The sequence below is a fragment of the Pseudomonas sp. UW4 genome (assembly GCF_000316175.1).
Taxonomy (GTDB): domain Bacteria; phylum Pseudomonadota; class Gammaproteobacteria; order Pseudomonadales; family Pseudomonadaceae; genus Aquipseudomonas; species Aquipseudomonas laurylsulfatiphila.
This window is the reverse complement of the sequence record NC_019670.1, coordinates 506966-525981: the sequence shown is the minus strand read 5'-3', so window position 1 is coordinate 525981 and position 19016 is coordinate 506966. Positions and strand designations below refer to the sequence as shown.

18 protein-coding genes are annotated in these 19016 nt (G+C 61.0%); 5 read left to right on the top strand and 13 right to left on the bottom strand.

The features are described from left to right. Positions 1-83: 83 nt before the first annotated feature. The 11 genes from PPUTUW4_RS02320 to PPUTUW4_RS02270 form a co-directional block, all read right to left on the bottom strand. Entirely contained in the window at positions 84-1373 is a 1290-nt protein-coding gene (locus PPUTUW4_RS02320) for an adenylosuccinate synthase (protein WP_007973267.1), read from the bottom strand. A gap of 54 nt (positions 1374-1427) precedes the next feature. Then, positions 1428-2615 carry an ATP phosphoribosyltransferase regulatory subunit gene (locus PPUTUW4_RS02315; protein ID WP_007973265.1) on the bottom strand — a complete coding sequence of 396 codons (1188 nt, stop codon included), beginning with the start codon at positions 2613-2615 and terminating at the stop codon, positions 1428-1430. A gap of 312 nt (positions 2616-2927) precedes the next feature. Then, the gene (gene hflC, locus PPUTUW4_RS02310; RefSeq protein ID WP_007973264.1) at positions 2928-3797 is read right to left on the bottom strand and encodes a protease modulator HflC; all 870 of its coding nucleotides are present in this window, start codon (positions 3795-3797) and stop codon (positions 2928-2930) included. Continuing rightward, entirely contained in the window at positions 3797-4972 is a 1176-nt protein-coding gene (hflK, locus tag PPUTUW4_RS02305) for an FtsH protease activity modulator HflK (RefSeq protein ID WP_007973262.1), read from the bottom strand. Before hflK ends, hflC begins: the two co-directional genes overlap by 1 nt. A gap of 96 nt (positions 4973-5068) precedes the next feature. Beyond that, positions 5069-6370 carry a ribosome rescue GTPase HflX gene (gene hflX, locus PPUTUW4_RS02300; RefSeq protein WP_007973259.1) on the bottom strand — a complete coding sequence of 434 codons (1302 nt, stop codon included), beginning with the start codon at positions 6368-6370 and terminating at the stop codon, positions 5069-5071. 12 nt (positions 6371-6382) lie between these two features. Further along, positions 6383-6643: an RNA chaperone Hfq gene (gene hfq, locus PPUTUW4_RS02295; RefSeq protein ID WP_003221112.1), complete on the bottom strand. Its 261-nt coding sequence runs from the start codon at positions 6641-6643 to the stop codon at positions 6383-6385. A gap of 93 nt (positions 6644-6736) precedes the next feature. Next, complete coding sequence (gene miaA / locus PPUTUW4_RS02290) at positions 6737-7708, bottom strand: tRNA (adenosine(37)-N6)-dimethylallyltransferase MiaA (RefSeq protein WP_015093229.1); 972 nt, start codon at positions 7706-7708, stop codon at positions 6737-6739. Beyond that, positions 7708-9618, bottom strand: a complete 1911-nt coding sequence (gene mutL, locus PPUTUW4_RS02285; protein ID WP_015093228.1) for a DNA mismatch repair endonuclease MutL — start codon at positions 9616-9618, stop codon at positions 7708-7710. Before mutL ends, miaA begins: the two co-directional genes overlap by 1 nt. After that, positions 9615-11042: an N-acetylmuramoyl-L-alanine amidase gene (locus PPUTUW4_RS02280; protein WP_217838356.1), complete on the bottom strand. Its 1428-nt coding sequence runs from the start codon at positions 11040-11042 to the stop codon at positions 9615-9617. The genes mutL and PPUTUW4_RS02280 overlap by 4 nt, the downstream gene beginning before the upstream one ends. Before the next feature lie 3 nt (positions 11043-11045). Beyond that, on the bottom strand, positions 11046-11516 hold the full coding sequence (gene tsaE / locus PPUTUW4_RS02275) for a tRNA (adenosine(37)-N6)-threonylcarbamoyltransferase complex ATPase subunit type 1 TsaE (protein ID WP_007973252.1): 471 nt from the start codon (positions 11514-11516) through the stop codon (positions 11046-11048). Further along, the gene (locus PPUTUW4_RS02270) at positions 11504-13003 is read right to left on the bottom strand and encodes an NAD(P)H-hydrate dehydratase (protein WP_015093226.1); all 1500 of its coding nucleotides are present in this window, start codon (positions 13001-13003) and stop codon (positions 11504-11506) included. The genes tsaE and PPUTUW4_RS02270 overlap by 13 nt, the downstream gene beginning before the upstream one ends. Positions 13004-13066: 63 nt before the next feature. On the opposite strand from PPUTUW4_RS02270, the gene queG reads away from it, so the two are divergent. Beyond that, complete coding sequence (gene queG, locus PPUTUW4_RS02265; protein WP_015093225.1) at positions 13067-14131, top strand: tRNA epoxyqueuosine(34) reductase QueG; 1065 nt, start codon at positions 13067-13069, stop codon at positions 14129-14131. A gap of 119 nt (positions 14132-14250) precedes the next feature. Here queG and PPUTUW4_RS02260 read toward each other — a convergent pair whose 3' ends face one another. Both PPUTUW4_RS02260 and orn read right to left on the bottom strand, forming a co-directional pair. After that, positions 14251-14862, bottom strand: a complete 612-nt coding sequence (locus PPUTUW4_RS02260; protein ID WP_007973246.1) for a trimeric intracellular cation channel family protein — start codon at positions 14860-14862, stop codon at positions 14251-14253. Between the two features lie 185 nt (positions 14863-15047). Next, on the bottom strand, positions 15048-15590 hold the full coding sequence (gene orn / locus PPUTUW4_RS02255; protein ID WP_007995036.1) for an oligoribonuclease: 543 nt from the start codon (positions 15588-15590) through the stop codon (positions 15048-15050). Positions 15591-15696: 106 nt separating this feature from the next. Here orn and rsgA point away from each other — a divergent pair, with 106 nt between their 5' ends. The 4 genes from rsgA (at position 15697) to PPUTUW4_RS02235 (ending at position 18786) form a co-directional block, all read left to right on the top strand. Beyond that, complete coding sequence (gene rsgA / locus PPUTUW4_RS02250) at positions 15697-16728, top strand: small ribosomal subunit biogenesis GTPase RsgA (protein ID WP_015093224.1); 1032 nt, start codon at positions 15697-15699, stop codon at positions 16726-16728. Positions 16729-16925: 197 nt separating this feature from the next. Then, on the top strand, positions 16926-17333 hold the full coding sequence (locus PPUTUW4_RS02245; protein WP_007978807.1) for a TIR domain-containing protein: 408 nt from the start codon (positions 16926-16928) through the stop codon (positions 17331-17333). Positions 17334-17335: 2 nt separating this feature from the next. Next, complete coding sequence (locus tag PPUTUW4_RS02240; protein WP_015093223.1) at positions 17336-18295, top strand: caspase family protein; 960 nt, start codon at positions 17336-17338, stop codon at positions 18293-18295. Then, positions 18295-18786, top strand: a complete 492-nt coding sequence (locus tag PPUTUW4_RS02235; protein WP_015093222.1) for a toll/interleukin-1 receptor domain-containing protein — start codon at positions 18295-18297, stop codon at positions 18784-18786. The genes PPUTUW4_RS02240 and PPUTUW4_RS02235 overlap by 1 nt, the downstream gene beginning before the upstream one ends. Positions 18787-19016: the final 230 nt, after the last annotated feature.

The following is a 19016-nucleotide window of genomic DNA, read 5'->3' as shown; positions in this document are numbered from 1 at the left end:
TACAGCAAAGGTCATGCCGTCCTGCAGACAAATACGACAAAGGCCCCGATTAAGGAGCCTTTGTGTTTTACATCAACGACTTATCAAGCAAACGGATGACGCAGAACGATGGTTTCGTTGCGGTCCGGGCCCGTCGAAATAATGTCGATCGGTGCACCGATCAGCTCTTCAACGCGCTTGATGTAAGCACGGGCGTTAGCTGGCAGCTCTTCCAGGGTCTTGGCACCCACGGTCGACTCGGTCCAGCCCGGTACTTCTTCGTACACAGGCTGCAGGCCCACGTAGCTGTCAGCATCAGTCGGGGCAACGGCCTTGCCTTCTGCGTCTTTGTAGCCGACGCAGATGTTGATGGTTTCCAGACCGTCGAGCACGTCCAGCTTGGTCAGGCAGATGCCCGAGATGCTGTTCACATCGATAGCGCGACGCAGGATAACAGCGTCGAACCAGCCACAACGACGAGCACGGCCAGTGGTCGCGCCGAACTCGTGACCTTGTTTAGCCAGGTGCGCACCGACTTCGTCGAACAGCTCCGTCGGGAATGGACCCGAACCTACACGTGTGGTGTAAGCCTTGGTGATGCCCAGGATGTAGTCCAGGAACATGGGGCCAACACCCGAACCGGTAGCAACGCCGCCAGCGGTGGTGTTGGAGCTGGTCACGTACGGGTAGGTACCGTGGTCGATGTCCAGCAGGGAGCCCTGGGCGCCTTCGAACATGATGTCTTTACCAGCGCGACGCAGGTCGTGCAGCTCGGCAGTCACGTCCAGCATCAGCGGCTTGAGCAGCTCAGCGTATTCCTTGCACTCGGCCAGGGTCTTGTCGAAGTCGATGGCTGGCTCTTTGTAGTAACCCACCAGCATGAAGTTGTGGTAATCCACCAGTTCACGCAGCTTGTCTTCAAAGCGCGGCATGTTGAGCAGGTCGCCCACACGCAGGCCACGACGTGCAACCTTGTCTTCGTAGGCCGGGCCGATGCCGCGACCGGTGGTACCGATCTTCAGCTCGCCACGGGCCTTTTCACGGGCCTGGTCCAGCGCAACGTGGAAGGACAGGATCAGCGGGCAGGACGGGCTGATACGCAGGCGCTCGCGCACCGGCACACCTTTTTCTTCCAGCTTGGTGATCTCGCGCAGCAGGGCGTCAGGTGCTACCACCACGCCGTTGCCGATCAGGCACTGTACACCTTCGCGCAGCACGCCCGACGGGATCAGGTGCAAGACGGTTTTTTCGCCATCGATCACCAGAGTGTGACCCGCGTTGTGGCCACCCTGGTAGCGCACTACGGCGGCAGCATGTTCGGTCAGCAGATCAACGATCTTGCCTTTGCCCTCATCACCCCACTGGGTGCCCAGGACTACGACATTCTTACCCATAACACTTGTCCTCATTCGCGCAAACTTGGTGCCGGCGGCAGCCGGCGGGAAAACTCAAGAAGCCAGTGGCGATACTTGCCAAAGCCCGTTCTGCTGAATCAATTGCCGGTCGCAGTCCGCTTCACGGGCGGCGGCCAAAGGTTGTCCAGGCAAGGCCTGAACGACACGCTGACCCTCACTGCGCAACTGGCAAACCTGCTGCCAGAGTGCCGCATCCGTACTGTCAGGCATCCAGATACCGCCAGACGGTAGCTCGATCTCAGCACGCCCCAGGGTCACCAGGGTTTTCAAATCGGTGGAAAAACCGGTCGCCGGACGGGCACGACCGAAGTCGGCGCCGATGTCGTCGTAACGACCGCCCTGGGCAATGGACTGGCCAACACCCGGCACGAACACGGCGAACACCACACCGGTGTGGTAGTGGTAGCCACGCAGCTCGCCCAGGTCGAAATACAGCGGTAGTTCAGGGAAACGCACGGACAACCGCTCGGCAATTGCCAGCAAGTCGTCCAGCGCCGCCAGAACCGGGGCAGGCGCCTTGGCCAGACGCTCACGGGCCGCAGCCAGCACTTCACGGCCGCCACACAGGTCGACCAACGCCCGCAGCATGCCCGACAGATCGGCAGGCAAGCCTTCGGTCAAGGTAATGACCTCATCGATGGCCTTGCGTTGCAAGGCATCGAACAACTGCTGCTCGACTTCACCGGACAAACCGGCCGCGCGGGCCAGGCCGCGATAGATGCCGACATGACCGAGGTCCATGTGCACATCCGGCACATCGGCCAGTTGCAGCATGGCCAGCATCAGGCTGATGACTTCGACGTCGCTGCTCGGACTGCCGTCGCCGTACAACTCGGCACCCAGTTGAATCGGGCTGCGCGAGGACGACAAGGCACGCGGCTGAGCATGCAGCACGCTGCCGGCATAGCACAGGCGGCTTGGGCCTTCACGACGCAGGGTATGCGCATCGATGCGCGCCACTTGCGGCGTGATGTCGGCACGGAAACCCATCTGGCGGCCCGATTGCGGGTCGATGACCTTGAAGGTGCGCAGATCCAGGTCCTGGCCCGCGCCGGTCAGCAGGGATTCCAGGTACTCGATATGGGGAGTCACGACAAACTCGTAACCCCAGCTCTGGAACAGATCCAACACCTGACGACGCGCGACTTCAATACGCGCAGCTTCCGGTGGCAGTACTTCTTCGATGCCATCTGGCAGAAGCCAGCGGTCTACCGTTGCCATTACGCCTTCCCCTATCTCCGGGCGACCAGCCTGTCGGCGAGCCTTGAGTGAAGCAGAAAATGATCGGCTTGCGCACAAACCACGCGCATGAGCGACGGAGCGAAAAGCCCTTCTACCGGCTTCGCCAACCACTTTCCTCGAAAAACTGTCGAGCCAATCGGCCCGGCATCTGCTTTAAAACAGCAATCAAACATGCAGACGCAAAAAAGCCGGGAATTTCCCGGCTGCCGCATCATACACACGTTTTCCCAAAGGATCACCCCGCCAGAGGTTTTAGCCGCCCGGCGGGGGATAAATCAGGTCAACGCCGTATCAAGGCTTGGCTTTTTCCAGGTAGTGGAAGAAGTCGCTGCTTGGGTCTAGGACCATGACGTCGGATTTGTTCGCGAAGCTTTCACGGTAGGCACGCAGGCTACGGTAGAACGCGTAGAACTCCTGATCCTGGCCGTAGGCCTTGGAGTAGATCGCAGCGGCCTGGGCATCGCCGTCACCGCGAACCTCTTCGGATTCACGGTAGGCTTCAGCCAGCAGCACGCGGCGTTGACGATCGGCGTCGGCACGGATGCCTTCGGCCAGTTCGTTACCCTTGGCGCGGTGCTCGCGAGCTTCACGCTCACGCTCGGTGCTCATACGTTCGAACACGCTGCGGTTTACTTCTTTCGGCAGGTCGATGGTCTTGACCCGGACATCGACCACTTCGATGCCCAGTTCTTTTTCAGCCATCTTGTTCAGCGAAGCAGTAATGTCCGCCATCAACGCATCGCGCTCACCGGAGACCACTTCGTGCAAGGTGCGCTTACCGAACTGGTCACGCAGGCCCGATTCCAGACGACGGGACAGACGTTCGTCGGCGATCTGCTTGAGGCCGGAAGTCGCGGTGTAGTAACGCTCTGCGTCCTTCACGCGCCATTTGGCGTAGGCATCGACCATCACGGCCTTCTTTTCCAGCGTCAGGAAGCGTTGTGTCGGTGCATCCAGCGTCATCAGGCGTGCGTCGAATTTACGCACCTGGTTAACGTAAGGCACTTTCACATGCAGGCCTGGCTGAACATCGGTCTGGACCACGCGACCGAACTGCAGCAACACCGCACGCTCGGTCTGAGCCACGATGTAGAAGCAGTTCCAGGCAGCGATCGCCACGACGACGCCGACAATAAGGGCGATCAGCGATTTATTGCTCATCAGCGACTCTCCCTGGTACGTGCTTGCTGTTGCTGCAGATCAGCTGCCGCACGCGCATTCGCTTCATTGCTGGTGGCTGCCGCACTGGTCACCGGAGTGCCGGTGTTGCGACCACTTTCGACCATCTTGTCCAGCGGCAGGTACAACAGGTTGCTCTGGCCGTTCTTGTTGCCGGTCACGAGAACCTTGCTGGTGTTGCTGAAGACTTCCTGCATGGTGTCCAGGTACAGACGCTGGCGGGTGACTTCAGGCGCCTTGCGGTACTCGGCAACCAGCTTGGTGAAGCGATCGGCCTCACCCTTGGCGCGCGAGACGGTTTCGTCACGGTAACCATTGGCATCCTCAAGGATGCGCTGGGCCTGACCACGGGCTTCCGGCACGACGCCGTTGGCATAGGTTTCGGCCTGGTTGCGCGAACGCTGCTCGTCTTCCCGGGCACGGATCACGTCATCGAAGGCTTCCTGGACTTCGCGCGGTGCCGCTGCGCTCTGAACGTTGACCTGGGTAACGGTGATACCTGTGCGATAGGTGTCCATGAAGCGTTGCAGACGCTCCTTGATCTCGCTGGCCATCAACTCACGACCTTCGGTCAGTACCTGGTCCATTGCGGTGGAACCCACCACATGGCGCAAGGCGCTGTCGGTCGCGTGTTGCAGGCTGATTTCCGGCTGATCGACGCTCAGCACGAAATCCTGCAGGTTGCTGATCTTGTACTGCACGGTCAGCGGCACTTCGACGATGTTCTCGTCTTCGGTCAGCATCTGACCCTGCTTGGTGTAGGCACGCTCACGCGTGACGTTTTCCATGTACTTCTTGTCGATCGGCGGGAAATAGATATTCAGGCCAGGCCCCACGGTTTCGTAGTACTTGCCGAAGCGCAGCACCACGGCTTGCTCCTGCTCGTCGACGACATAAACCGCGCTGTACAGCCAAACAGCGGCCAACACGACCAGGCCGATGCCGAGCAGGCCGCCAAAGCCGCCACTCTTGCCCGGACCACCGCCGTCGTCGCCACCACGTTTCTTACCACCACCGAACAAACCGTTCAGGCTTTCCTGCAGCTTTCGGAAGGCCTCGTCGAGATCCGGTGGCCCCTTGCGGTCGCCGTTGTTACGACGCTTGCCACCCCAAGGATCCTGATTATTCGAGTTGCCACCCGGCTCATTCCAAGCCATAGCGCTCTCCATCTGATAAAGCAAAGACGCACCCACGGCGCGCCGACCAATGCTACAGAATGCCTGTCACCACGGCACAACCGCTTTCTCAGGCTTTTATTGCAAAGTGTGTTGCTCGATAAACTCCGTCGGCACAACGCCTTCACGGCTGACCAGCCGATTGAGCTCCGAGCGCGGCAATCGAACGGCCAGCAAGCTGACACCTTCTTCGTCGTATTCTTCTTTCTGTACCGCGCCCAACTCGAAAAACTGTGCACGCAGGCGCGCAAAGCGCTGAGGCAAGCGCAAGGTACCGACAAACAAATCACTGCCCAACAACTCGGCAATGGCTTGCTCAAGCAATTCCAGACCTGTGCCATCACGTGCCGAGAGCCAGACCCGTTGGGGCCTGCCGTTTTCGTCGCGCTGGATTTGTGGCTCAACGCCTTCAAGCAAATCGAGTTTGTTATAGACCTCGAGGATCGGCAAGTCCTGGGCACCAATCTCGCCCAGCACCACCATCACCTGCTCGATCTGCAACATGCGATCCGGTTCGGCCGCATCGATCACGTGCAGCAACAGGTCGGAGTTGCTCGACTCTTCGAGCGTAGACCGAAATGCCTCGACCAGCTTGTGGGGCAAGTGGCGAATGAAACCCACAGTGTCGGCCAGGACAATCGGCCCCAGGTCGTCCAGTTCCAGACGGCGCAAGGTCGGGTCCAGCGTGGCAAACAACTGGTCAGCCGCGTACACGTCGGATTTCGTCACGTTATTGAAGAGCGTGGATTTACCGGCGTTGGTATAGCCCACCAGGGACACGGTAGGAATATCCGCACGGGAACGGCCGCGTCGCGACTGTTCGCGCTGACTGCGCACTTTTTCCAGCCGGCCCTTGATCTGCCGCAGGCGAACCCGGAGCAAACGGCGGTCGGTTTCCAGCTGGGTTTCACCCGGGCCACGCATGCCGATACCGCCACCCTGGCGCTCAAGGTGGGTCCAGCCACGAACCAGCCGGGTGCTCATGTGGTCAAGCTGGGCCAGTTCTACCTGGAGCTTGCCTTCATGGGTGCGGGCGCGTTGGGCGAAAATATCGAGAATCAGACCGGTGCGGTCGATCACGCGACACTCGAAGACACGTTCGAGGTTACGTTCCTGACTGGGTGTGAGGACGTGATTGAAGATTACCAGGTCTGCTTCTTCGGCATGGACCAGATCGCGTAGCTCCTCGACCTTGCCGCTGCCAATCAGAAATTTGGCGGTTGGCCGATGACGCGGCACGTTAAAAAACGCAACGGTCTCGGCGCCGGCCGAATTAGCCAATTCCTGAAACTCCTGCGGATCTTCGCGCGCCTCAGGGTCCTGTCCATCCAAGTGAACGAGGATCACTCGCTCACCACCACCGTGGCGCTCAAAGAACAAAGGAGACTCCTATCAGGCGTTACCTGGCTCAGCGTCACCTGCATCGGATTCGGTTGCGCTAGGCAGACGAATTGGACGCACCGGTACCACTGTAGAGATAGCGTGCTTGTAGACCATCTGGCTTACGGTGTTTTTCAGCAGGATGACGAACTGGTCGAACGACTCGATCGTTCCTTGCAGTTTGATACCGTTGACCAGGTAGATGGACACCCCAACTTTCTCTTTACGTAAAGTATTCAAGTAAGGGTCTTGTAGCGAATGCCCTTTTGACATGTGCCGCACTCCTTTAAGGATTCAATATAAAAAATAGGTAAACAGATGGCTTTAGCCGCCACACCCCCAAGGATAGACGGCAATTGCAAGGACTCAGCTCAATATGGAGATGGTCCCCAGGTATTTCAAGGCGCGCGGCAGATTGTCGCAATCCAGACTGTCCAGCCAATGCAGGTCAGTCCAACTGCGCAGCCAGGTGAACTGGCGTTTCGCCAATTGGCGCGTGGCAATGATTCCACGCTCCTGCATCTCGGCTGACGTCAGCTTGCCATCCAGGTAGTCCCAGACTTGGCGGTAGCCTACTGCACGTATAGACGGCATCCCGGCATGCAGGTCACCTCTATTACGCAGGGCTACGACCTCGTCAATGAATCCCTGTTCCAACATTAAAGTGAATCTTTGTTTAATTCGCTCGTGCAGTACCTGGCGATTTGCCGGAGCAATAGCCAAGTTCGCGACAGTATAGGGCAATTGTTGCTGTCCCGAAGCGGCTGCTTCGGTACTTTGCGCAGATTGTTGCAAGCGTAGCGCAGTCATGCTCTGACCGCTTACCCGATAAACTTCCAGTGCTCGACTCAGACGTTGCGGATCGTTCGGATGAATACGCGCGGCAGAAACCGGGTCGATCACTGCCAACTGGTCGTGCAGGGCTTGCCAGCCAAGGCGTGCAGCCTCTTCTTCGATCTGTGCGCGCACTTGCGGGTCGGCGGCCGGCATCTGCGCCAGGCCTTCAACCAAAGCCTTGTAATAGAGCATCGTGCCGCCTACCAGCAGCGGAATTTTTCCGCGCGCGGTGATCTCGGCCATGGCTTGCAGGGCGTCACGGCGGAAATCCGCAGCCGAATAGCTCTCGGCCGGGTCGAGAATATCGATCAGACGGTGCGGATATTGCGCCAGCAGCTCTTTGGAAGGCTTGGCGGTGCCAATGTCCATGCCACGGTAGACCAGCGCCGAATCGACGCTGATCAACTCGCAAGGCAGGACCTTGGTGAGTTCGATGGCCAGGTCGGTCTTGCCGGCGGCGGTCGGGCCCATCAGGAAAATCGCAGGTGGGAGCTGGCTCATCAACGACCGCGCAAGAACAGTTTGTCCAGATCGTCCAGGCCCAGTTGGGTCCAGGTCGGTCGGCCATGGTTGCATTGACCGCTGCGCTCGGTGTTTTCCATGTCACGCAGCAGGGCATTCATTTCCGGCAGGGCCAGACGCCGGTTCGCCCGAACCGCACCGTGGCAGGCCATGGTCCCGAGCAACTCGTTCAGGTGCGCCTGAATGCGGTCGCTGGTGCCGAACTCCATCAGATCCGCCAGGACGTCCGCGACCAGGCGGTTGGCTTCGGCCTGCTTGAGCAGTGCCGGGATCTGCCGGATGGCCAGGGTTTCCGGGCCCAGGCGCTGCAACTCAAAGCCCAGGCGCTGGAACCAGGCGACATGTTCCTCGGCGCAATCGGCTTCACGCTGGCTGACGGCCAGGGACTCCGGCACCAGCAACGGCTGACCACTGAGGCCCTCGCTGGCCATCGCCACCTTCAGTCGCTCATACATGATCCGCTCGTGGGCAGCGTGCATGTCCACCAGCACCAAGCCCTGGGCGTTTTCCGAAAGGATGTAGATGCCCTTGAGTTGGGCCAGCGCATAACCCAGCGGCGGGATGTCGTCCTGCCCGGCCGGTAGCGCGACGGCATTGGCCTCGGGCAGCGGCGCAAAAAACTCGCGGTAGGCGGCCTGCGCTTCAGCGACAGGAACACCGGACTGCGGGCGCGGCGTGTATTGATACTGATAACCCGCGCCAGCACCCGAACCTGCCGGTGCATTGAACGACGGCTGGGCCTGAGGCTGTTCCAGCAGGGCATTGGCGGCCAGGCGCATTTCGCCCTGGGGCCCGAATTCACCGGCTTCGAGGCCGGTAGGCCGGACAATGGCCGTGGCAACCGGTGCCGCCAGATGATCATCGGGGCGCACATCGCCCAAGGCACGGTGCAAGGTGCCGTAGAGGAAATCGTGAACCATGCGCCCTTCACGAAAGCGCACTTCGTGTTTGGTCGGATGCACATTGACGTCGACACCGGTCGGATCGACTTCGAAAAACAGCACGAAGGTCGGGTGCCGACCGTTGAACAGCACGTCGCGATAGGCCTGACGCACCGCATGGGCCACCAGCTTGTCGCGCACGGCACGGCCATTGACGAAGAAATACTGCAAGTCGGCCTGGCTGCGGTTAAAGGTCGGCAGGCCGACCCAGCCCCATAGATGCAGGCCGTTGCGCTCGATTTCGATCGGCAGGGCCTGCTCCAGGAAGCCCGGCCCGCAAATCGCCGCCACGCGTCGGGCACGGGCCGCATCATCATGGGCCTCGTGCAGGCTGAGAATGGTCTTGCCGTTGTGGCGCAGATGGAACGCCACATCGAAGCGCGCCAGGGCCAGACGCCTGATGACTTCCTGCAGGTGATCGAATTCGGTTTTTTCGGTCTTGAGAAACTTGCGTCGCGCCGGCGTGTTGAAGAACAGGTCGCGCACTTCAACCGAAGTGCCCACCGGATGCGCCGCAGGCTGCACGCGGGGCGCCATGTCACGGCCTTCGGTCTCGACCTGCCAGGCCTGATCGGCGTCGCGGGTGCGGGAGGTCAGGGTCAGGCGCGCGACGGAGCTGATCGATGCCAGGGCCTCACCGCGAAAGCCCAGGCTCATGACCTGCTCGAGGTCTTCCAGGTTGCGGATCTTGCTGGTGGCGTGACGGGCCAGCGCCAGCGGCAGGTCATCGGCGGAAATGCCACTACCGTCGTCGCGCACCCGCAGCAATTTGACGCCGCCCTGCTCCACATCGACGTCGATGCGCCTGGCACCGGAGTCGAGGCTGTTTTCCAGCAGCTCCTTGATCACCGAAGCCGGGCGTTCGACCACCTCACCGGCGGCAATCTGGTTCGCCAGTCGCGGGCTGAGCAGCTCGATGCGAGCGCCGCTTTTCACGACCTGATTCATTCTTTGGCCGCCAGTTCAGTGCCCGGAATGGTCAGGTGCTGACCGACCTTGAGCTCATCGCTCGACAGGTTGTTGGCACTGCGCAGGGCCGCGGGCGACACCTGATAACGCACGGCGATCATCGCCAGGGTCTCGCCCGGGTTGACGCGGTGGTCACGTGGCCCCTGCACGATCTTGCCGGAGTCGCGCAGCCAGGCAATGTAAGTGCCCGGCGGCGGGTTCTGCTGGAAGAACTGGCGCACGCCGCTGCTGATCGAACGCGCCAGCGCCTGTTGGTGGCCAGACGCTGCCAGCTTCGAGGCTTCGTTGGCGTTGGAGATAAATCCGGTTTCCACCAGGATCGACGGAATATCCGGCGACTTCAGCACCATGAAACCGGCCTGTTCGACCCGCTGCTTGTGCAGAGGCGTAACCCGGCCAATGTTGCTCAGCACCTTCTGGCCAACGTTCAGGCTGGACGTCAGGGATGCCGTCATCGACAGGTCGAGCAGCACGCCGGCGAGCATGCGGTCCTTGTCATCGAGGCTGACGTTGCCGGCACCACCGATCAGGTCGGAACGGTTTTCGCTGTCAGCCAGCCAGCGGGCTGTCTCCGAGGTCGCACCGCGATCAGACAGGGCAAATACCGAGGCACCGAAAGCGGCGGTAGAAGGCGCGGCGTCGGCGTGGATCGAGACGAACAGGTCGGCGCCTTTCTTGCGGGCAATTTCGGTACGGCCGCGCAATGGAATGAAGTAATCGCCGGTTCGGGTCAGTTCGGCGCGGAAACCTTTCATGCCGTTGATCTGGCGTTGCAATTCGCGGGCGATCTGCAACACCACGTCTTTCTCACGCTGACCGCGAGAACCCGATGCGCCCGGGTCTTCGCCACCGTGTCCGGCGTCGATCACCACGATGATGTCGCGTTTTCCGGCCGGGGCCGGCGGCAGTTTGATTGCAGGCTCCACAGGCGTGACCGGCACGGCGGGCATCGTGGCCACAGTTGGTGTCGGCGCTGGGGGAGGCGCGGCATCCGCGGCGTTATCGAACAGATCGACCACCAAGCGGTTGCCGTACTGGGCGTTCGGCGCCAGGGAGAAGCTTTTTGGTGTCACCGCCTTTTTCAGGTCGATGACCACCCGCAGGTCGGTCGGCGTGCGTTGAGCCGAGCGCATGGCGGTAATCGGGGTGTTCGACGTGTTGACGTTGAGTGGCGCACCGAGGGTCGCGCCATTGATGTCGATGACCAGGCGATCCGGCGCGGTCAGGGTGAAGACGCTGTGTTGCACCGGGCCGGTCAGGTCAAAAACCAGACGTGTGTTGTCCGGTGCCCGCCACAGACGAACACTGTTGACCTTCGAATCGGCCACAGCGTCGACGGTCACCGCCAGAAACAACACCCCTACGGCAGCAACCAACGCGCGAAAGCGCATACCTAACCCCATCATTTATTTGGATTCCAATGCCAAAGCGGCACACCAGGCCTCGCCACGCGAGCCCTGGGATAAAATTTTCAGCGAACGCCCGCTGTCTTGCGGGCTAATGGTAATGGTCAGGTCCGGCTTTGGCAAAAAGCCTGCACCTTTGTCGGGCCACTCGATCAGACACAGGGCATCGTCTTCGAAATAGTCGCGGATACCGAGGAACTCCAGCTCTTCCGGATCGACCAGACGGTACAAATCGAAATGGAAGGCGCGAATGTCGCCAATCTCGTAGGGCTCAACCAGGGTGAAGGTCGGACTTTTTACTGCCCCGACATGCCCCAGGCCGCGGATGATGCCTCGGGACAACGTGGTTTTGCCCATCCCCAGGTTGCCCTCGAGGAAGATCAGGCCATGGCCTTGGGTGATTCGGGCAATGCGTGCGCCAAAGTCGCTCATGGCCTGCTCATCGGCCAGGTACAGGGTTACTTCAGACACGGTGCTTGCTCCTCCAACAACTGACGAATGGCTGGAATCAGATCACTGGCCGCCAGCCCACGGCCGAATTTTCCTTGTTGCTCGCCGGCATTGGCGTGCAGCCAGACCGCCAGGCAGGCCGCGTCGAAGGGTTCCATGCCCTGGGCCAGCAATGCACCGAGCAAACCGGCCAGTACATCGCCCAGACCGGCAGTAGCCATCGCCGGGTGGCCCTGATGACAGACGGCCAGCCGTCCGTCGGGACTGGCGATCAGGCTCCCGGCCCCCTTGAGCACCGCGACCGCCGAATATTTCTTGCTCAATGCATGGGCCGCTGCCGGCCGGTCGGCTTGAACCTGCGCCGTACTCATTCCGAGCAAACGCGCCGCTTCGCCCGGATGCGGAGTGATCACGCAATCCCTGGGCAAACTCACACGCTCCTCGGCCAGCAGGTTCAGCGCATCGGCGTCCCAGACTTGCGGCAACGGTGCATTAGCGGCGGCCGACAACAAGCTGCGCCCCCAACCCGCTTGCCCCAGCCCCGGACCGACAACCAGCACGGAAACCTTTTGCAGCAAATTCATCAGCTGATTGGCCGAGAAAGTGCCCAGCACCATCGCCTCGGGGATCCGCGCCAGTGCGGCCGCGACATGTTCGCTGCGGGTCGCCACCGACACCATGCCCGCACCGCTGCGCAGCGCACTTTGCGCGCTCAGTAGAATCGCGCCACCCAACCCGCGATCGCCGCCGATCAGCAACACATGGCCGAATCTGCCTTTGTGGGAAGCCGGCGCCCGCGCTGCTGGACGCGGCAGATTAGCTGCGCTCAGGCGACGGGCAGTGAAAGCAGCGCCGTCTATCAACTGTGGGTCTGCGTGCAAGTCGTTGAACAGCAGTTCGCCGACCACATCGGCCGCCTCCCCGGTGAACAATCCCAATTTCAAGCCGATGAAGGTCACTGTCAGGTCGGCCTGCACCGCCACGCCGAGGATACGACCGGTATCGGCGCACAGCCCTGAAGGAATATCCACCGCCGCGACCGGCAGCCCGCTCATATTGATCGCGGCGACGGCACCGGCATACGGCTCACGCACCTCGCCGCTCAGTCCGGTGCCAAGCAAAGCATCCAGGACGATGCCGCGCAATCCGGATTGTGCCGTCCAGGGCTCGATGAGCACTTTTTCAGACACCGCCTCGGCATGTGCCAAGGCCGCGTCCCCCTGCAGGCGCTGCGGATCTCCCACCGCCAATACCCGGACAGACCAGCCTGCGCGCAGGGCCAACACGGCCACCAGATACCCGTCCCCGGCGTTGTTGCCATGGCCGGTGAGTACGGTCAGTTCATTCGCTGTCGGCCATTGCCGCACCAGCGCGCGCCACGTCGCCCGCGCCGCGCGCTGCATCAATTCGAAGCCCGGTGTGCCGGCGGCGATCAGGCTCGCGTCGAGTGCTCGCACTTGCGCGGCACTGTACAGCGCGTCGGGTAATTCATCTTTAGTGTGCGGCATGCGTCTTCGGGCTCCGATGTCTGGCAGAATTATACGCACCTCAGCTCCGGTTTCTCTCGCCTCATGCCCGCTATTACCACAGACCTGCCTGCCCTCGCCCAATCCATCAAGGACTGGGGCCGCGAGCTGGGCTTTCAACAAGTCGGCATCAGCGGGCTCGACCTGGGCGAGCACGAGCAACACCTGGAGCGCTGGCTCGCCGCCGGCTACCACGGCGAAATGGACTACATGGGCGCCCACGGCAGCAAACGCTCACACCCGGAGGAGCTGGTGCCCGGCACTTTGCGCGTGGTTTCGCTGCGCATGGACTACCTGGCGGGCGACACCCACATGGCGAAAATGCTCGCCCAGCCGGAAAAAGCCTACGTCTCGCGTTATGCCCTGGGTCGTGATTACCACAAATTGATCCGCAAGCGCGTACAACAACTGGCGGACAAGATTCAGGCAGAAATCGGCCCGTTTGGGTTCCGTGCCTTTGTCGACAGCGCACCAGTGCTGGAAAAAGCCATCGCCGAACAGGCCGGCCTGGGCTGGATTGGCAAAAACACCCTGGTGTTGAATCGCAAGGCAGGCAGTTATTTCTTCCTCGCCGAGCTGTTCGTTGACTTGCCGCTGCCGGTAGACCCACCCCACGCCACCGAACACTGCGGTCGCTGCAGTGCCTGCCTCGACATCTGTCCGACCAATGCTTTCGTCGGCCCTTACGTGCTGGATGCCCGGCGCTGCATTTCCTACCTGACCATCGAACTCAAAGGCCCGATCCCGCAAGACCTGCGGCCGCTGATCGGCAATCGGGTGTTCGGTTGCGATGATTGCCAGATTGTCTGCCCCTGGAACCGCTTCGCCCGCCCGTCCGGTGAAAGCGACTTCAAGCCGCGGCACAACCTGGATAACGCCGGACTGGCGGAACTGTTCATGTGGGATGAGGAGAAATTCCTGAGCAGCACCGAAGGCTCGCCGCTTCGTCGGACCGGTTACGAAAACTGGTTGCGCAACCTGGCGGTAGGCCTGGGCAATGCGCCTTCGACGATTCCGGTGCTGGAGGCGTTGAAAGCGCGGCGCGATCATCCGTCCGAACTGGTCCGCGAACACGTCGAGTGGGCCCTGAAACAACACGGCCTCGTGTAGGAGCGAGCTTGCTCCGGGCGGCGTTCCGACGATGGACGTCAACGATAACGCGCAAAGCCTGGTAGCCCGCGGAGCTCTCCGGTTCATCGCGAGCGAGCTCGCTCCTACAAAGGACCGCGTCAAGCCTCGTCGTTGTAGACGAACTTGGGCATTTCCCAGTGAAAACGGATCGCCAACAAGCGCAACAGGAAACCGCCGAACAGGGTGATCAGAATCGCCTGCTCCCCAGGCAAGTTCAGGTATAGACAGAGCATGTAGCACCACGCCGCCGCAAACGAGACGCTGGCATACAGCTCACGCCGGAAGATCAGCGGAATATCGTTGCAGAAAATGTCCCGCAGGATTCCGCCAAATACTCCGGTGATCACGCCGCTGACCGACGCGACCAACATGCCATGGCCCATTTCCAGGGCGGTGATGCAGCCGATCAGGGTGAAGGCCACCAGCCCCATGGCATCGAGCACCAGAAACAGTGAGCGCAAATGCCGCATCCAGCGTGCCGTGAACACGGTAATCATCGCCGCAGCCGTGGTCAGCACCAGGTATTCCGGGTGTTTGACCCACGTCAGCGGGTAATGCCCGAGTAGCACATCGCGCACCGAGCCGCCCCCCAGCGCCGTGACGCAAGCGATCAACACCACGCCAAACCAGTCCATGCCACGACGCCCGGCAGAGAGGGCGCCAGTCATGGCTTCGGCGGTGATGGCGATCAGGTAGAGCATCAGCAACATGGTGGCGGTCCTTGCGAAAAGGCGCGCAGTCTACCCACTTCGCCCAAGCACCAAAAGAGGGCGCTACCAGACCACTGGTGGCGACTGTGCCTACGCCATCGCGAGCAAGCTCGCTCCCACAGGGGCGGCGATGTACCTGTGGGAGCGAGCTTGCTCGCGATGGGGCCGGAGCGGACGACCGTGAACTAGAACTTGATGAAATGCTTGCGGTAGTGCTGCAACTCGGCGATGGATTCGCGGATGTCGTCCAGCGCCAGGTGGGTGCTGCCCTTCTTGAAGCTGTCACGCACGTCCGGTGCCCAGCGCGCCGCCAGCTCTTTGAGCGTGGACACGTCGAGGTTGCGGTAGTGGAAATAGCTTTCCAGGGATTTCATGTGGGTATAAAGGAAGCGACGGTCCTGGCAAATGCTGTTGCCGCAGATCGGCGATTTGCCCTTCGGCACCCACTTCTCCAGGAAGGCGATGGTTTCGGCTTCGGCTTCGGCCATGCTGATACGGCTATCGCGAACCCGCTGGGTCAGCCCGGAACCACCATGCTGACGGGTGTTCCACTCGTCCATGCCGGCGAGGATTTCGTCGCTGTGGTGAATGGCGATCACCGGGCCTTCGGCCAGGGTGTTCAGGTCACTGTCGGTGACGATGGTGGCCATTTCGATAATGACGTCGGTATCAGGGTTCAGACCGGTCATTTCCAGGTCGATCCAGATCAGGTTCTGCGGATTTTGCATGTTCGGCTCCTAAGCAATGCTGCGCAGTTTAGCCTAGGCCGGTGGCCGGGCGTGCTAAACTCGCGGCCGTTTTACCTAATCGCTGCATTCTTTATACGGAACACCCATGGCCAAACGCCAACTCAATCGCCGCCAAAACTGGCGCATCGAAAAGATTCAGGGCGAACGCGCTGCCCGCGCCGCCAAACGCGAGTCCTCGGCTGTCGAGGCACTTGAGGGCGGCGATCTGGGCCCGGAACAGCACGGCCTGGTGATCGCGCACTTCGGTGTGCAGGTCGAGGTCGAGGCCCGCGACGGCGAACTGGCCGGCCAGGTGTTCCGTTGCCACCTGCGCGCGAACCTGCCGGCGCTGGTGACCGGTGATCAGGTGGTGTGGCGCGCCGGCAACCAGGGCATCGGTGTGATCGTGGCGCAACTGCCGCGCAACACCGAGCTGTGCCGCCCGGACAGCCGTGGTCAGCTCAAGCCGGTGGCGGCCAACGTCGACATGATCGTCATCGTGTTTGCACCGCTGCCCGAGCCCCACGCCAACCTGATCGACCGCTACCTGGTGGCGGCCGAACATGCGGGCATCAAGCCGCTGCTGCTGCTGAACAAATTCGACTTGATCGACGAAAACAACGCCCCTGCGCTGAATGCCTTGCTCGCCGTATACCGCACCCTCGGTTACCCGGTGCTGGAAGTGTCGGCGCATCACGGTAATGGTATGGAGCAGTTGCAGGCGCAACTGGACGGACGCATCAGCGTGTTCGTCGGCCAGTCCGGTGTCGGCAAGTCGTCGCTGGTCAACAGCCTGCTGCCGGATGTCGAAACCCGCGTCGGCCCGCTGTCCGAGCTGTCCGGCCAGGGCACCCACACCACCACCACCGCGCGGTTGTTCCACTTCCCCGGCGGCGGTGAATTGATTGACTCCCCGGGAATCCGCGAATTCGGCCTGGGTCACGTCAGCCGTGCCGACGTCGAAGCCGGCTTCATCGAGTTCAACGACCTGCTGGGCACCTGCCGCTTCCGCGACTGCAAGCATGACCGCGAACCCGGTTGCGCCCTGCTCAAGGCCCTTGAAGATGGCCGCGTGCAGCAGCAACGGATGAACAGCTACCGCTCGATCATCGCCAGCCTGCCGGAAAACGGCTACTAAACAGACGTGCCGACCGCCCGGCTTACGCGGGGTGGTCGGCGGCTGGATCTTCCCCCGCTTAAACGTCAGACCTTTCTGTAAGACGTGCGCACGCTCGCTTGTAGGGCATTTCTCTTTCCGCGCCGACCTCTTGTAGCCGCCCTGTAATCGCCTAGTTTCAAACCCTCTTCGCACTCCAGCGACACCGAGGGACACCCATGCAAACCTACCATCTGTTCATCAGCCACTCATGGAACTACTCCGACGCCCACGACAATCTCGTGCGCCTGCTCAACGCCAAGCCCGGTTTCACCTACAAGAATTTTTCGGTGCCACCGGACAACCCGATTGTCGGCGCGAAAACCGACAAACAGCTTGAGGAGGCCATCGAAAACAAGATCCGTCCGTGTTCGGCGGTATTGATCATGGCCGGGATGTACTCCACCTACAGCAAGTGGATCAACAAGGAAATCGAGATCGCCAAGCGCATGGGCAAGGTGATCATTGCGATCAAACCGTTCGGCGCCGAGCGGATTTCCACGGTAGTACGTGAGGCGGCACATGCCGAGTGTGCCTGGAACACCAACAGCATCATCAGCGCAATTCGCCAGCATACGGCGGTGTAACCATGCGCAAGGGACTGTTTATCGGCATCAACGACTACACCCACGTTTCGCGACTGAGCGGTTGCAGCAATGACGCCATGGCCATGGCTTCCGTGCTGAAGACCGACGCCAATGGCGATCCGAACTTCAAGAACATCGTGCTGACCTCCGCCGAGGACTACCTGAGCCGGGAAAAGCTCGAAGACCAGATCCGCGAACTGTTTTCCGGGGACTGCAATGTCGCGCTGCTGTATTTCGCCGGCCACGGCAGCTTCGACACCGACACCGACGAAGGCATGTTGATCCCGCAGGATTACAAGAGCGCCAAGGACGGGATTCGCCTCAGTGACATTCTCAACTGGGCGAGCAAGGCCACGAAGATCAAAAACAAAGTGATCATCCTCGATTGTTGCCAGAGCGGCTCGGCCGGCGAACTGCGCGCCTTGCGCAGTGAGGGCAGCGTGGTCGGCGAGGGCATGACCATTCTGACTGCCTGCAAAAAGGAAGAGCCGGCGATGGAGGGCGGGCAACACGGCGTGTTCACCGGACTATTGCTCCAGGCCCTGCACGGCGGAGCAGCGAACATCCTGGGCAAGATCACACCCGGCAGCCTCTATTCGTTTGTCGACAATGCCCTCGACGCCTGGGAACAGCGCCCGGTGTTCAAGACCAACGTCTCGCAGTTCATTTCCCTGCGCGAAGTGTCGCCGCTGATCCCCAAGGAAATCCTGCGCAAACTCCCCGAATGGTTTGCCGAAGCGGAGTCGGTGTACCCCCTCGCCCCCAGCTTTGAGCCCACCGAACCTGAATTCAACCCGGAGCACGGCGACGTCTTCGCCCAGTTGCAAAAGTGCAACCGTCACAGCCTCATCGAACCGGTGGACGCCGAGCATATGTACTACGCCGCCATCCACTCCACCGGCTGCCGCCTCACCGCCCTCGGCGCCTATTACCGCGAACTCGCGATCAAGGGACATTTCTGATGCCAGTGTTTATCAGCTACCGCCACATGGACCGCGCCCACGCGGTCAAAATCAACGGGCGCCTGATCCAGGCCAACATCAAGACCTACCTCGATGTACTGGATGCCGAATCCCAGACCACCGACGACATCACCGGGGTGATCACCCGCAACATCAGTGAATGCACGCACCTGCTGGCAGTGGTCTCGGAGAAAACCGCGCTGTCCTGGTGGGTGCCGTTCGAAATCGGCGAGGCGACCATCACCAACCGACGCATCTGCTCGTTCAAGACCGGCCCGACCGAGCTGCCGCTGTACCTGGACAAATGGCCGAAGCTGACCAGCGACCGGGACATCGACTTCTTTATCGATGCCTATCGCAATGAAGCGACGCTCAAGCGCTCGATGGCACTGGATTCGGTGACCGGTAGCGAGTCGGTGCGCAGCGTGAACAAGTCCAATGCGGATCGCTTCCACTCCGACCTCAAGTCCCGAATCATCCGCGGCTTCTGAGTCACTCTGTTCCCCGATCCGTCTTCTTGACCGGTCGGGGTTTCTCTCACCCCATCATCTGTAGGAGCCAGCTTGCTGGCGATGGACTCCAGTACGCCGAGTGGATTCAGACAGCACGCGTTATCGTTGACGACCATCGCCAGCAAGCTGGCTCCTACAGGGGATCGTGCCCCCTGGCGGCCTCCAAACCAGTGAAAGCCGCACAAAAAAGCCGACATCGCTGTCGGCTT

What these genes read in the sequence shown, in the direction of transcription:
- mutL (WP_015093228.1), bottom strand. Translation starts at nt 9,618, where the DNA reads ATGAATCAGGTCGTGAAAAGCGGCGCTCGCATCGAGCTGCTCAGCCCG.
- PPUTUW4_RS02280 (WP_217838356.1), bottom strand. Translation starts at nt 11,042, where the DNA reads ATGGGGTTAGGTATGCGCTTTCGCGCGTTGGTTGCTGCCGTAGGGGTG.
- rsgA (WP_015093224.1), top strand. Translation starts at nt 15,697, where the DNA reads ATGGCCAAACGCCAACTCAATCGCCGCCAAAACTGGCGCATCGAAAAG.
- hflK (WP_007973262.1), bottom strand. Translation starts at nt 4,972, where the DNA reads ATGGCTTGGAATGAGCCGGGTGGCAACTCGAATAATCAGGATCCTTGG.
- hflC (WP_007973264.1), bottom strand. Translation starts at nt 3,797, where the DNA reads ATGAGCAATAAATCGCTGATCGCCCTTATTGTCGGCGTCGTCGTGGCG.
- hfq (WP_003221112.1), bottom strand. Translation starts at nt 6,643, where the DNA reads ATGTCAAAAGGGCATTCGCTACAAGACCCTTACTTGAATACTTTACGT.
- PPUTUW4_RS02260 (WP_007973246.1), bottom strand. Translation starts at nt 14,862, where the DNA reads ATGTTGCTGATGCTCTACCTGATCGCCATCACCGCCGAAGCCATGACT.
- PPUTUW4_RS02320 (WP_007973267.1), bottom strand. Translation starts at nt 1,373, where the DNA reads ATGGGTAAGAATGTCGTAGTCCTGGGCACCCAGTGGGGTGATGAGGGC.
- PPUTUW4_RS02240 (WP_015093223.1), top strand. Translation starts at nt 17,336, where the DNA reads ATGCGCAAGGGACTGTTTATCGGCATCAACGACTACACCCACGTTTCG.
- PPUTUW4_RS02235 (WP_015093222.1), top strand. Translation starts at nt 18,295, where the DNA reads ATGCCAGTGTTTATCAGCTACCGCCACATGGACCGCGCCCACGCGGTC.
- orn (WP_007995036.1), bottom strand. Translation starts at nt 15,590, where the DNA reads ATGCAAAATCCGCAGAACCTGATCTGGATCGACCTGGAAATGACCGGT.
- queG (WP_015093225.1), top strand. Translation starts at nt 13,067, where the DNA reads ATGCCCGCTATTACCACAGACCTGCCTGCCCTCGCCCAATCCATCAAG.
- PPUTUW4_RS02270 (WP_015093226.1), bottom strand. Translation starts at nt 13,003, where the DNA reads ATGCCGCACACTAAAGATGAATTACCCGACGCGCTGTACAGTGCCGCG.
- PPUTUW4_RS02315 (WP_007973265.1), bottom strand. Translation starts at nt 2,615, where the DNA reads ATGGCAACGGTAGACCGCTGGCTTCTGCCAGATGGCATCGAAGAAGTA.
- PPUTUW4_RS02245 (WP_007978807.1), top strand. Translation starts at nt 16,926, where the DNA reads ATGCAAACCTACCATCTGTTCATCAGCCACTCATGGAACTACTCCGAC.
- miaA (WP_015093229.1), bottom strand. Translation starts at nt 7,708, where the DNA reads ATGAGCCAGCTCCCACCTGCGATTTTCCTGATGGGCCCGACCGCCGCC.